Raw genomic sequence first — 13,377 nt, forward strand, 5'->3', positions numbered from 1 at the left:
GGCCGACGCCGATCCTACGCGCCGTGGACGATACGCCCTCCGATCAGGGTCATGCGCACGGCGTCCGCCGAAGGCTCGGCCAGGGCCTGCGCCAGCGGACGATCCAGCAGGACGAGGTCGGCCGGCGCCCCGGCCGACACCCGCCGCGCCTGCCCGCCGGGATCGCGCGCGGTCCCTAGGTAAAGCTCCAGTGCGGCGCGCGGGAGCAGCGCCTCGTCCGCCCCTAGCGCCAGGCCGGCGGCCGTCCGCCGGTCACCGGCCGCCGCGATCCCCGCCCAGGGATCGGGCGCGGCGTAGGGCGCGTCCGAACTGGCGGCCAGGGCCACGCCGCCCGCCCGGAGGCTGGCCAGACGGTAGAGGTCGCCCCGGTCGGCGGGGTCGGTTTCGCGCAGGTAGCGGTCGCCGCGCTCGCGCACGAAGGCGGGCTGACTCACCACCGTCAGGCCCAGGTCGCGCAGGGTCGGGATGGCGTCGGCTGGGATCACGCTGCCGTGCTCGATCCGGTCGCCGAGCCGCGCGCCGGCGGTCGCGAACGCCGCCAGGGTCAGCGCCAGTTCCGCCGCCGTCACGCAGTGAACGGCGACGGCGCGCCCGTCCCGCCGCGCCGTCGCGATGCGCGCGACGAAATCGTCCAGGTCGATCAGGTCGGCGTCGTCCAGCAGCACCTTCACCGGCCCCACGGCATAGGCGGCGTCGGCCGCCGCCGCCAGCGGCCCGCCGCTCATCAGCACGAGGCGCTGCGGCAGGTCGCCCGCGCGGTGCGCCTCGGCCAGCCCGGCGGCGGCCGTGGCGTCGGTCGTCACGCTGGCGTCGGTCAGGCCGGTCACCCCCATCGCGGCCAGTCGCGCGCCCAGGGGCGCCAGCGGCGGCAGGCCCCCTTCCCTCTTCGACCCCAGTTTCGCCCGCAGCCAGGCGTCGCCGCGCCACAGATGGCCCGCCGCGCGATCCAGCCCCGCCGGGTCGTCGCCGGCCGGCAGCGCGGCGAGCGCGCGGCTGTTCAACACCCACAACGCCCCGGTCTGGTGCTGCACCCGCACGGGATGATCCGGCGCCAGCCGATCCAGCGCCGTGCGATCCAGATCGCCCATCTGCGCCTCGTGCCAGCCGACGGCGCGGAGCCAGCGCCCCGCCGGGCGGGCCGTCGTAGCCTCTGCGATCCGCCGCGCCAGGTCGTCGGGATCGCGGGCGGCGAAGAGATCCAGGGACGCCTCGCGCGCCGCCAGCGCCAGGATATGGATGTGGTGGTCCCACAGTCCGGGGATCAGCGCGCCGCCCCGGCCGTTGATCTCGTCGGGCGCGCGATGCAGGCGTTCGCCGACGGCGGCGATGCGGCCGCCCTCGATCCGCACGTCCAGGCCGGATCGCCCCGCCACCTCCACATTGCGCAGGATCAGGCCCATGCCGCGCGCTCCAGACCGCTGGCGGTCGCCGCCGACGCCGCCGCGCCGGCCATCGACACCTCCAGGAACGCGCCCCGCCGATCCGCCAGCGCCGTCAGCACGGCGGCCGCGGCGGCGAGCCCCGCGACGGGATCGGCCAGGGCGTCGCCCAGGAAGGCGGGCGCGTCGCCGACCCGGCCCACCAGCCCGCCCGCCGCCGCCGCGTCGTCGCCGAACGCCACGCGCACGCCCGCCTCGCCGGCCCAGCCATGACCCGTGATCGCCACCCAGACCAGGCCCGGGTTCGTCCCCAACAGGGTGTCGGCGTCCAGACCCAGCGAGGGCAGCGCCCGCGGCCGCGCGCTGGTGATCAGGACATCGGCCTGGACGATCCGGTCGCGCAGGCCCGCCTGTCCCGCGGGTGTCGCCAGGTCGAGGGCGAGTTCGGCCTTGGCCCCGTTCAGCGCCTTGTGAAAGCCGGGCGTCGTCGCGCGCGTCGGATCGGGCCGGCGAACGCTCTCCACCTTCGTCACCGCGCCGCCCGTCGCCGCCAGGATCGCCCCGCACAACGGCCCCGCCCACAGCGCGGAAAGGTCCACCACCCGCCAGGCGTCGCGTGCGACGCGGTCCTCGCCATGCCGCAAGGCCCGCACCGCCGGCGCGCCCGCCGCCTCGCCCACCCGGCTGGCCGGCAACCCCAGCAGCGCCGCCCGCTCGACCAGCGCCGCGCACGAGTGGTCCGCGGCACGCGCCTCGACCAGATCCCAGGCGTCGCCCGTTTCGCCGGTCAGCAACCAGGCGGGTATCAGGTCGCGGTCTTCCTCGCGGGCCAGGTTCAGCGCCATCCAGCCGTCGGCGGCGCGCACCAGGCGGCAGGCGCCGTTGGGCGAGACGCGGCCGCCCGGCGGTCCCAGCGGCAGATGCCCGGCCCGGTCCAGCACCCCCAGGTCCTGCGGCCGCACCGTCTCGCCGACCCAGGCGGTCAGGCGCTCGACGCCCTCGCAGAGCGCGTCCAGGGCCGGCCGGATCGCGCTCACACCGCCACCTCGTCCACCAGCCGCCAGGCCAGGGCCGTGGCCAGGTCGACCTCGGCGCCGGTCACCGCCATCCAGCAGGTGCGGTGCCGGCCGATCCGCCGCGGGATCGTCGCCGTGCCCCCCGCGCCCGGGATCAGCCCCATGCCGACCTCGGGAAGTCTGAAGAAGGCGCCCGGCCCCGCGGCGACGCGCGCCGCCGCCGCCGGAACCTCGATCCCGGCGCCTACGCACGCGCCGTGGACCCGCGCGGTGGCCCGCCCGCCCAGCCGGTGCAGCGCCAGCGCCGGCGACCGCAGGGTGCGCACCAGATGCGCCAGGCCCGGATCGCCCGCGCGCCCGAACTCGTCCAGGTCGCCGCCCGCGCTGAACGCCGGCCCCTCCCCGCTCAGGGTCAGCGGCAGGGCGTCGGGATGATCGGCCGCGAAGGCCAGGGCCTCGGCCAGGTCGTCCCGCATCCGGGCGTCGAAGGCGTTGCGCGCGGCCGGCCGCGTCAGCCGGACCTCGATCTCCCGCCCCACGTCCACCCGCACCCGGGGCTGGCCGTCGTCGGGCCGGTCGCGCGACGGGTTCGCCGCCCGCCACGCCCGGAACCCGTCCGAAGCCAGCAGCATCGAATAGGCCAGGGATTCCATCGCCAGCGCGGTGTCGAAGGCCACGGCCTCGCTCGCCCGCAGCACCTGTATCAGCGCCGCGGCGGCCGCAGGCTGCGCCGCTACGGCGGTCTCGAGTTCGGCGACGGCCGCGTCCAGCCGCTGCGGCGCGACCGACACCCACGGCCGCGGCGCGCCGGCCGCCGTGGTCAGCAGGATGTCGAAGGCCTCCATCGGCCCGAAGGCCAGCGCGCCCTCGCGGTCCACGCCCACCCGCACCACACCGGGCGCGATCTCCGGCGGGGCCTCCGGGCCGAACGGCGCGACGGCGACGCCCGTCCCGCCAAGGTCGGTCAGGTCGGCGATGAGGGCCATGTCGCGCACGGGACGGCGGTTCCTGGAGGTCGGACGTCGAGGCCTAGGCTCAAAGGCCCGCCACGGCAAACCCTCAGGCCGGCGCCCGATCCTTGGCCATCTCGGCCTTGAGCTGCCGGCGGAGCAGCTTGCCGGTGTCGTTGTAGGGCAGCGCGTCCCGGAAGGCCCAGACCTCGGGGACCTTGGTGGAGCGCAGGCGGGCCTTCACCCACTGCGCGAGCTCGTCGGTCGACGGCGCCTCGCCCTGCGGCACGATCACCGCCGCCACCGTCTCGCCCCACTGGTCGTCGGGCGCGCCCAGCACGGCCACGTCGGCTACGCCGGGATGTTCGCGCAGGACATCCTCGATCTCACCCGGGCTCATGTTCTCGCCCCCGCGCACGATCACGTCGTCCAGCCGACCTTCGACGAAGAGATAGCCCTCCTCGTCGATGAAGCCGCCGTCGTTGGTGGCGAACCAGCCCTCGTCGTCGATCACCTTCTTGCCGGCGTACTCTCCCGAGACCTGCTCGCCGCGGACGTAGATCTCCCCAGGCTGGTTCGGCCCCACGACATTTCCATCGGGATCGCGGATCTCCACCTCCAGGCTGGGCAGCGGCTTGCCCACCGACCCCAGCCGGCGCCGGCCCGCCTCGTCGTCGGCGTATATCGCCATGCGGTGGTCGTCCGGCCCCAGGATCGAGATGGTCGAGGACGTCTCGGTCAGTCCGTAGGCGTTGGCGAAGTCCACGTGCGGCAGCAGGTTCAGCGCCCGCTCGATCACGGGCAGCGGCATGCGCCCGCCGCCGTAGCTGATGGCCCGCATCTCGGGCAGGCTCTCGCCGGTCGTCTCCAGCACGTCGAGGATGCGGCCCAGCATGGTGGGCACCACCATCGCGTGGGTAATCCCCTCCTCCACGGCCGCCCGCACCCAGCCCTCGGGCGTGAAGGCGTCCAGATGGACGATACGCCGGCCGGAGTAGACCCCCGTCAGCACCGCCGAGATCCCGGCGATGTGATAGGGCGGCACACTGACCAGCGCCGCCTCGCCCTCTTCCGAGCCCAGGAACTCCACCGTCGAGATCACATAGGACGTCAGGTTGCGGTGACGCAGGATCGCCGCCTTGGGCTCGCCGGTGGTGCCGCTGGTGAACAGCAGCACCGCGATGTCGTGGTCCACGTCCAGGAACTGAGCGTCGCAGTCGCCGTGGACCTTGCAGGCCGCCTCGAAGGCGCTGCGACTGACGATGGTCACCCCGTCCACCTGCCCCAGCCGCGCCACCATGTCGTCGTCCACCACGGCGGTCGACGGCGCCGTGCGCGCCAGCAGCTTCCGCAGGTCGGCGTCGGGCAAGCGGTAGTTGAGCGGCGCGAACGGCCGCGCCAGCATCCCGGCGGCGAACACGGCCACCGGCAGCGCCGGGCCGTTGAGGCCGACGAAGGCGACGTTGGTCCCGCCGAGTTGCTCCAGCCAGGCGGCCGCATGGTGCGCCCGCCTGCGGGTCTCGGAGAAGGTCAGCCCCTCGGCCCGCCGGCCCAGCGCCAGCCGGTCCGGCGCCGCGTCGGCGATCATGTCCAGCAAGAGCGCGGTGTGCATCGGATCAGTCCGACGACGGCAGCTTCTTGGCCTCCTGGGCGCCGATGGCCCGGCCGTCCACCGACAGCGAACCCGCCCCCGCCTTCGAGCAGAGGACTTCGAGTCCGGTGTCGGCGTCGGAGTAGCGCTTGCCGGCCGCCGAGCCGGCCGCGTGGTCGGCCGACGGCGCCGCCGAAGGATCGCGCGCCTCGGCGTGCGGGATCACGGATTGGCCGCCGCATTCGAGACTGACGGGCGTCTTGGCCGGGCGGACCACCACGAACTCGGCCTCGCATACCGCGCTTCTCCAGCGCGAACCCGGCTTCAACTCCATCGCCTCGACTCCCTTTTGGTATTTCGATCTCCTTAGAGCCTGTCGGCCCCGGAGGGAACCGGCTCACCCCGTCCGTGCGCCGCGACATGCGCGCCGGCGCGCGGTCAGTCCAGAAGTCGGCGAAACGCGGGGGACAGTCGCTCGGCGTGGCCCAGCGGCGTGCGCACCAGCAACAGGGCCGCCACGTCGCGCGCCTCGGCGAAGGCCAGCGCACGTTCAGGCCCCATGACCGTGAGGACGGTGCAGAGGGCGTCGGCCTCCATGCAGCGTTCGTGGACGACGGTCACCGCCGCCACCTGTCCGTCCACCGGCGCGCGGGTGGCCGGATCGAGCGTATGGCTGTAGCGGCGTCCGCCGGCCTCGAAACGGCGACGCCAGTCGCCCGAGGTGGCCACGCACAACTCGTGCAGTGCGATCAAGACGGGAGGTTCCTCCAGAGCGGTGTCCGACGTCGCCTCGGGCGGACGTTCGACCTCCACCCACCAGGGCTCGCCGTCGCCCTTCACCCCGCGGCCGGACAACTCGCCGCCGATCTCCAGGAGGGCGTCGCGGACTCCCAGCCCGGCGAGCGCGCTCGCGGCGAGGTCGACGCCATACCCCTTGGCGATGCCCGAAAGGTCGAGCGACAGGCCGCCCGGCTGGAGGAGGCGCATCCCCACCGCGTCGATCTCCAGGTCCCGCCAGCCCGTTTCCGCGGCGGCCAGCTCGGCGACGGACGGGGGCCGGACCACCGCGCCGGGCGGCCCGAACCCCCAGAGGTCGGTGAGACGGCCGACGGCGGGGTCGAACGCCCCGCCGCTCTCCTCGGCATGCCTCACCGCCGCGCGCACGATCGCCATCAGGTGTTCCCCGACGGGGACCCAGACGCCAGCGGGCGCGCGGTTGAACCGGGTGATCTCGCTCTCCGGCTCCCAGGTGCTGGCGGCCGCCACCACGGCGTCGCACGCGCCCTGGACAACGGCCGTGATGGTCTCGTCCCCCAGGCCGGACGGAGCCCGGGCGCGCAGGCGCCACGAGACCCCCATGGTCGGCCCCTGAAGCACGACGTCGCGGCCCTCGCGCGGCCGCGCCGCCTCGCGCCCGAGGGCGAGCGGGACGGCGATGCGCCGCGGAGCCGTCGGCTCTGGCCTCAATCCGGCAGCACCTCTAGCGTGGCCACATAGCCCGAGCTCTTGCGCGCGCCCGACGCGTCGGCGCCCTGCACCGTCGCTTCCAGCCACCACAGGCCGGCCTCGGGCCAGCTCACCTCGAACACGCCGTCGGCGCCCGTGGTCACCTTCAGCTCCGGACCCTTCTCGCGATAGCGGACGCCGCCCAGCACGATCTCCACCTCGACGCCCGCCGCCGGCTTTCCGTCGGTCAGCAGGCGGAAGCGGGCTTTCTCGCTCGCCACCAGGTCGTTGGGATGGGTGATCGGCTCCAGCTCCAGGCCCTTACCTTCGGGCTTCAGCGCCGTGGTGTTGGGCGCACCGGCGGTGACGAAAGTCTCGACCCGGCGGCTGCTGTACGTGACCTGCACGTCGGTGGCGTCCTTTGGCAACGCGGTCGCCAGTTGGCCCACCGCGCCGCGCCAGCGCTTGGTCTCGCCGCCCTGCTTGTAGGACGCCATCGCGCCCTCCGAGACATTGGCGATCTTGTAGGTGCCCGGACTGGCGAGTTGCACGTCGAAGGTCGAGCGGTACTTGCCGGTCGCTCCGTTCTGGATAGCCACGGGCGCGCCATCGGGCCCCACCGCCTTCACGCCGTCCAGACGCATGGGCACGTGGTCGGCGTAGAACAGGGTGTTGGACACCGCGCCGTCCACCGTCACCCAGGGCTGGGCGCCGGACAGGACGGTGGCGGACGGGGCCAGCCAGGAGCGGTGCGCCTGGGCGGCGGCGGGAGCCAGGGCGACGCCCAGAAGGGCGGCCACAGCGGCGAAGCGGAGCGCGGACATCGGCATTTCTCCAGAGGATCAGGGTTTGGCGGTGACGACGACGGCGCCGAGTTCGGTCGCGCCGGCGGCCTGCGCGGGACGGGCCGGCGCCTTGGGCGGCCACGCGAAGGGCACGCGGACGACCTCGCGGCCGCCCACTTCTCGCGACGCTTCGACCACGAGGGCGTACTGGCCGGGCGCAAGGCCCGCGAGCTGTGCGCCGGAGAACGTGACCTGATGCTTGCCCGGCGCCTTGGTGGGGCCGCTGACCCCGTCGGCCGGCATCGTCGCGGTGCGGCCGGCCTTGCGCCACCACTGACGCATGTCCTTCAGCCAGGTGTTGCCCTCGTTGTTCTTCAGCTTGACGTCGTACCAGACCGCCAGGGTCTTCATGGCCGCCTGATCTGCGTTCTCGATCCAGAGCGCCACATACGGCCGGTGGTATTCGGCGACCGACAGGCGCGGGATCTCGACGCTGACCGAGAGTTCGGCGGCGTTCGCCGCGGCCGGCGCGGCCGCCAGGCCCGATGCGGCGGCGAACAGGGTCCAGGACGGCTTCACGCGCATACGCAACGCACTCCTCAGTGGATCAGGAACAGGATCAGCAGAACAGGGATGACCACGCCCAGGCCCACCAGCGGCCAGGTGGATTTCCGCGCGTGGGCGTGGAGCTGGAGCAGGATCAGGCCGGTGATGCAGAAGACGAGGCAGCCCACCGAGAAGATGTCGATGAACCAGCTCCAGGCCGGGCCCGTGTTGCGCCCCTTGTGCAGGTCGTTGAGGTAGGCGACGAGGCCGCGATCGGTCCGCTCGTAGGCGACCGCGCCGCTCTGCGTCTCGAGCGTGATCCAGCCGTCGGATCCCGGCCCCGGCAGGGCCACGTAGGCTTCGCCCGGCGACCACTCCACGGGCCCCGCCGGAGCCTTGACCTTCAGGTCCTCGGCCAGCCAGCGGCGAACCGATTCGGGCAGTTCGCCGCCGGCGGCCTCCGCGGCCTGGAGCGCCGGCCGAAGCTCGGCCGGCAGCTCGCCGTCGCGGGTCGTGGTCCGGGGTTCGGCCTTGATGTCGCCGGCGTGGTTCAGCGTGACCCCGGTCGCCGCGAACAGGATCATGCCCACCAGGCAGACGGCGGCGCTGATCCAGTGCCAGCGCATGATCTGGCGCAGGAAGGCGGCGCGCCGTTGGGCTCGCTTCTTCGCCCGCGCACGCTCGGCGGCGACGGCCTCGGGATTCGGTGCGGACAGTTCGGTCGGGGGTGCGGCGTTCACGGCAAAACCGGCCAGATCGCCGGACTAATTAAGAACGCCTCGCATTATCACGTCGCGCGCGAGAGGCAAGCCTTGTTGTCCGAGCTTCCGGAAATCCCGGGGTCTTGCGCGACCTAGCGGCGCTCGTTCCAGCCGTAGGCGACCCAGTGGTGGCCGCCCAGATGGCGGGCCTCGATCACGTCGGTGGCGCGGCGGCGAGCCCGCACGTTCCGCCGGGCGCGCATGGCGAGAGCGGCGAACCCGAGCAGCGCCGAGGCCATCACGGCGATCACGGCGACGGTGGCGGCGGCGAAGACCGCGAGGACCGCCCCCACGATCACGGCTGCAGCGGTGGCGAGGGCCGCACCCACGGCGGCCAGGCTCCGAAGGGCCGATCCCTGGTTCGCGGGGTAGTCCTTGACCATTTCAGCTCCTCGCGGCGGGCCTGCGCCAATCCGTGAACACTTATGTCAGCACACTGAACCGGATAGTCAACCGCACATGTGACGGAAAGACGACCGCGACGCCCCCTGCCGCACCGACGCCTACGCCACGCCGACGGAAATGGATCGGCGCTCGCGCGAAATCTGATCGTAGGCGGCGTTGATGGCGGCCGCCTTGGCCTCCGCCACTTCGACGAACTCGGCGGGCAACCCCCTGGACCGGGCCCGGTCCGGGTGGGCCTCGGAAAGCTGGGCGCGCCAGGCGTCGCGGACCTCGGTGTCGGATGCGTCCGCAGCCACGCCCAGGATCACGTAGGGGTCGTCGTTCGCCGCGCCCAGGTGCGTGGCCTTCAGCCGCCGGACGGTCAGCGGCGAAAGGCCGAACAGCTCTCCCACCCGTTCGAGATAGGCCAGCTCGTCGGCGGTCACCACACCGTCCGAAGCCGCGATGTGGAAAAGGCCGTCCAGGACGTCCTCCAGCACCTGCGGGCAGGTCCCGTAGCGCTTGCGCAGACGTCGCGCATAGCCTTCGAAGCCCCGCGTCGTCTGGCGGGCCAGCTGGTACAGGCGGCGGATGTTGCCCTCGCTGCCCGGCTCGGCCTGGAAGACGGCGTGGAAGGTGTCGTATTCGGACGACTGAGCCTGCCCGTCGGCCTTGGCCAGCTTGGCGCCCAGAGCCGTCACCGCCGTGGAGAACGCGGGATCTTCGCCCGGCAGGCCGGGGGGACAGACGTCGCAGTCCGCCTCATCGACCTTGCGCGCCGCCAGGCCGGCTATCTTGCGCCAGAAGCTCATTTCGCTAGGGCATGCCTTACGTCCGCGGCGATCCCGTGACAATCGGCCGGAGAGGTTAAGTTTTGGACATGCCCGACCGTGGTCTCTGCGCCTTCTGGATCGACCGCGGCGGCACCTTCACCGACGTGATCGGCCGCTGGGACGACGGAACCGAGACCACCCGCAAGCTGCTGTCCGCCTCGCCGGCCTACGACGACGCCGCGGTCGAGGCGATGCGGCGCATCCTGGAGGCGCCGGCGGGCGCGCCGTTCCCGGCCGAGCGGGTCCGGGTCATCAAGATGGGAACCACGGTCGCCACCAACGCGCTGCTGGAGCGGCGCGGCGCGAAGACGCTGCTGGTGACCACCGAGGGGTTCGCCGACGCCCTGGTCATCGGCGACCAGGCGCGGCCCGACCTGTTCGCGCTGCATATCGAGAAGCCCGCGCCCCTGCACGCCGGAGTCGTGGAGGCCCGCGAGCGACGGGCGGCCGACGGCGCCGTGGTCGTCCCGCTGGACGAAGCGGCCCTGCGCGCGCGGCTGGACGCGGCTGCGGGCGAGGGCTTCACTTCGGCGGCCATCGCCTTCCTGCACGCCGACCTCGACGCGGCGCACGAGCGCCGGGCCGGCGAGATCGCCCGCGCGGCCGGCTTCGCCTTCGTGGCCCTGAGTTCCGAGGTCTCGCCCCTGCCCCGCTTCGTCCCCCGCGCGGAAACGACGGTGGCGGACGCCTATCTCACCCCGGTGCTCCAGGCCTATGTGCGCCGGGTGGCCGAGGCGACGGCCGGCGCGCCGCTCTACTTCATGACCTCGGCCGGCGGGCTGGTGCGCGCCGAGGCGTTTCGCGGCCGGGATGCGGTCGTCTCGGGACCGGCCGGCGGCGTGGTGGGCGTGGCGCGCACCGCCGAGGCGGCGAGATGCGACGCGGCCCTGGGGTTCGACATGGGCGGTACGTCCACCGATGTCTGTCGCTTCGCCGGCGCCCTGGAGCGGCGCGACACGGCCCGCGTGGCCGGCGTGAAGCTGCGCAGCCCCATGCTCGACGTCGAGACGGTTGCGGCCGGCGGCGGCTCGATCCTGAGCTTCGACGGCCTGAGGGCCCGCGCCGGTCCGGCGAGCGCCGGCGCGAATCCCGGCCCCGCCGCCTACGGCCTCGGCGGCCCGGCGACGGTGACCGACGCCAACCTGGTGCTGGGCCGGCTGGATCCCCGCGACTTCCCGGCGGTGTTCGGACCGGACGGGAACGCGCCCCTCGATCCCGACGCCAGCCGCGCCCGCCTCGCCGAACTCGCCCGCGAGATGGGCGCCGCCAGCCTTGAGGCGGCCGCCGAAGGCTTCGTGGCGGTGGCCGTGGAGCAGATGGCCCAGGCTGTCCGACGCATCTCCACCGAGCGCGGCTTCGACCCGCGGGATCACGCCCTCGTGGCGTTCGGCGGGGCCGCCGGCCAGGTGGCCTGCCAGACGGCGGAGGCCCTGGGCGTCGGCGAGGTGCTGTGCCCCGGCTACGGCAGCGTCCTGTCGGCGTGGGGCATCGGCCAGGCCCGGGTGACGGCCCTGCGACAGGCGGGGATCGATGCGCCGCTGGACGCCGCCGGCCTGGAGACCGCATCCGCGGCTCTGGAGAGGCTGGCGCGCGAAGCCGCGGACGACGTACGGGCTCAGGGCGGCGAGGTCGTCGCCATCCGTCGCATCCTGCGCCTGCGCTACGACGGCGCCGACGCCGAACTGCCGGTCTCGCCAGCGGACGCCGCAGCCGCCCGTGACGCCTTCGAAACGGCCCACCAGCGCCTGTTCGGCTTCGTTGAGCCGAACAGGTCTGTCCTGATCGCCGCCGTCGAGGCGGAAGCCGTATCGGGCGAGGCCGACGCCCCATCCGCACGGCCCGGCGCGGAAGGCGGCCCGGCCCGCACCGGGGACGGCGAACGGTTGAGGATGTTTGTCCGCGGCGCTTGGCGAGAGGCGCCCGTCGTCAGGGCCGGGACGCTGGACGCCATCGACGGGCCCGCCCTGATCGTCCGCGACGACACCCAGATCGCCGTGGCGCCCGGCTGGCGGGCCGCGGCCGGCGACGACGGCCTGATCCGGCTGACGAGGACGGCCGCGCCGGTGGAACAGGCCATCGCCCTCGACCGCCCCGACCCCGTCACCCTCGAACTGTTCAACCGCCGGTTCATGGGTGTGGCCGAGGCGATGGGCGCGGCGCTGGAACGCACGGCCCACTCGGTGAATATCAAGGAGCGCCTGGACTTCTCGTGCGCGCTCTTCGACGCCGACGGCGGCCTGGTGGCCAACGCGCCGCACATGCCCGTCCACCTGGGCTCCATGGGCGCCAGCGTCCGCGCGGTTCGCGACCGGCATGCCCGCTTCGAGGCGGGCCAGGCCTTCGCGCTCAACAATCCCTACGCGGGCGGAACCCACCTGCCCGACATCACCGTGGTGATGCCGGTGTTCCTGGGCGAGCGGGAGATCGCGCCCGCCTTCTACGTCGCCGCCCGGGGCCACCACGCCGACGTGGGCGGCGTCCAGCCCGGCTCGATGCCGCCGTTCTCCACCACCATCGAGGAGGAGGGGGTCCTCCTGGACGCCCTGCCGATCATGGAGGGCGGCCGCTTCCTGGAGGCCGAGGTCCGCGCCGCCCTGGCCGCCGGACGCTGGCCCGCCCGCGCGCCCGACCGCAACCTCGCCGACCTGAAGGCCCAGGTCGCCGCCTGCCAGGCCGGCGCCACGGCGGTGGCGGCGATGATCGCGACCTACGGCGGCCGGGCGGTCGCCCGCTACATGGCCTTCGTGCAGCAGAACGCCGCGGAATCCGTCCGCCGCGCCGTGGGCCGTCTTTCCGACGGCGAGGCCCGGGTCCCGATGGACGGCGGCGGCGAGATCGTGGTGCGGACCACGGTCGACACCGCGCGCCGCGAGGCGGTGCTGGACTTCACCTCATCCGCCGAAGAACTCGCCTCGAATTTCAACGCGCCCTCGGCCATCGTGGACGCTGCGGCCCTCTACGTCTTCCGCTCGCTGGTGGACGACGACATCCCGCTGAACGCCGGATGCCTGGAGCCGCTGGATATCCGCACCCGCGACGGCTCGATGCTGGCGCCGCGCCCGCCCGCCGCGGTGGTCGCCGGCAATGTCGAGACCAGCCAGCACGTGGTGGACGCGCTCTATACCGCCCTGGGGGTGATGGCCAACGCCCAGGGCTCCATGAACAACTTCACCTTCGGGGACGAGCAGCGGCAGTATTACGAGACCATCTGCGGCGGCGCGGGCGCCACGGCCCAGCGCGACGGCGCCGGCGCGGTTCACACCCACATGACCAACTCCCGGCTCACCGATCCCGAGATCCTGGAGCGACGGTTCCCCGTGCGGGTGGAGACGTTCCGCATCCGCGAAGGCTCGGGCGGGGCCGGGACGCGGCGCGGCGGAGACGGGGTGATCCGGCGCATCCGGTTCCTCGCGCCGATGGAGGCGGCCCTGCTCTCGTCGCGGCGCGAACATGCGCCGCAAGGGCTGGCCGGCGGCCGCCCCGGCGCACCCGGTCGCCAGCGTCTGATCGCCGCGTCGGGGACGACGAGTGAACTTCCCGGCTGTTTCTCCGTTACGGTCCAGCTTGGCGATGCGATCGAGATCGAGACGCCGGGCGGCGGCGGCTATGGATCACCGGCCTGAAAGGCTGGAGCCGTTCCGGCGCGAAGCTGACACAATCCGCCGACACAAGGCCCCGACCCACGA

The 13,377-nt window shown here is 73.6% G+C and carries 12 protein-coding genes; 1 reads left to right on the forward strand and 11 read right to left on the reverse strand.

Annotated elements, in window-relative coordinates; all coding sequences use genetic code 11:
* Nucleotides 1–14: 14 nt before the first annotated feature.
* From ABS78_RS14155 to ABS78_RS14205, 11 genes are all read right to left on the reverse strand, one after another.
* The gene (locus ABS78_RS14155; RefSeq protein WP_293380344.1) at nt 15–1,400 is read right to left on the reverse strand and encodes an amidohydrolase family protein; all 1,386 of its coding nucleotides are present in this window, start codon (nt 1,398–1,400) and stop codon (nt 15–17) included.
* Nucleotides 1,391–2,416 carry a CoA transferase gene (locus ABS78_RS14160; protein ID WP_293380347.1) on the reverse strand — a complete coding sequence of 342 codons (1,026 nt, stop codon included), beginning with the start codon at nt 2,414–2,416 and terminating at the stop codon, nt 1,391–1,393. Before ABS78_RS14160 ends, ABS78_RS14155 begins: the two co-directional genes overlap by 10 nt.
* Nucleotides 2,413–3,381, reverse strand: a complete 969-nt coding sequence (locus ABS78_RS14165; RefSeq protein ID WP_293380499.1) for an enoyl-CoA hydratase/isomerase family protein — start codon at nt 3,379–3,381, stop codon at nt 2,413–2,415. Before ABS78_RS14165 ends, ABS78_RS14160 begins: the two co-directional genes overlap by 4 nt.
* Before the next feature lie 73 nt (nt 3,382–3,454).
* Nucleotides 3,455–4,957 carry a class I adenylate-forming enzyme family protein gene (locus tag ABS78_RS14170; RefSeq protein WP_293380350.1) on the reverse strand — a complete coding sequence of 501 codons (1,503 nt, stop codon included), beginning with the start codon at nt 4,955–4,957 and terminating at the stop codon, nt 3,455–3,457.
* Nucleotides 4,958–4,961: 4 nt separating this feature from the next.
* Nucleotides 4,962–5,270, reverse strand: coding sequence for a hypothetical protein (locus ABS78_RS14175; protein ID WP_293380353.1), 309 nt, complete (start codon nt 5,268–5,270; stop codon nt 4,962–4,964).
* Nucleotides 5,271–5,374: 104 nt separating this feature from the next.
* Nucleotides 5,375–6,403, reverse strand: a complete 1,029-nt coding sequence (locus ABS78_RS14180) for an FAD:protein FMN transferase (RefSeq protein ID WP_293380356.1) — start codon at nt 6,401–6,403, stop codon at nt 5,375–5,377.
* Nucleotides 6,400–7,206 (reverse strand): DUF4198 domain-containing protein, encoded by an 807-nt coding sequence (locus tag ABS78_RS14185; RefSeq protein WP_293380359.1) that lies wholly within the window; start codon nt 7,204–7,206, stop codon nt 6,400–6,402. The genes ABS78_RS14180 and ABS78_RS14185 overlap by 4 nt, the downstream gene beginning before the upstream one ends.
* Before the next feature lie 18 nt (nt 7,207–7,224).
* Nucleotides 7,225–7,752 carry a DUF2271 domain-containing protein gene (locus ABS78_RS14190; protein WP_293380362.1) on the reverse strand — a complete coding sequence of 176 codons (528 nt, stop codon included), beginning with the start codon at nt 7,750–7,752 and terminating at the stop codon, nt 7,225–7,227.
* A 14-nt stretch (nt 7,753–7,766) separates the two neighbouring features.
* The gene (locus tag ABS78_RS14195; protein WP_293380365.1) at nt 7,767–8,453 is read right to left on the reverse strand and encodes a PepSY-associated TM helix domain-containing protein; all 687 of its coding nucleotides are present in this window, start codon (nt 8,451–8,453) and stop codon (nt 7,767–7,769) included.
* A gap of 113 nt (nt 8,454–8,566) precedes the next feature.
* Nucleotides 8,567–8,857, reverse strand: a complete 291-nt coding sequence (locus ABS78_RS14200) for a hypothetical protein (RefSeq protein ID WP_293380368.1) — start codon at nt 8,855–8,857, stop codon at nt 8,567–8,569.
* A 120-nt stretch (nt 8,858–8,977) separates the two neighbouring features.
* Nucleotides 8,978–9,670, reverse strand: a complete 693-nt coding sequence (locus ABS78_RS14205; protein WP_293380371.1) for a molecular chaperone DjiA — start codon at nt 9,668–9,670, stop codon at nt 8,978–8,980.
* Nucleotides 9,671–9,738: 68 nt separating this feature from the next.
* Between ABS78_RS14205 and ABS78_RS14210 the strand changes: the two genes are divergently transcribed.
* Nucleotides 9,739–13,314, forward strand: a complete 3,576-nt coding sequence (locus ABS78_RS14210) for a hydantoinase B/oxoprolinase family protein (RefSeq protein WP_293380374.1) — start codon at nt 9,739–9,741, stop codon at nt 13,312–13,314.
* Nucleotides 13,315–13,377: the final 63 nt, after the last annotated feature.

The organism is Phenylobacterium sp. SCN 70-31, assembly GCF_001724605.1.
Taxonomy (GTDB): Bacteria; Pseudomonadota; Alphaproteobacteria; order Caulobacterales; family Caulobacteraceae; genus Phenylobacterium.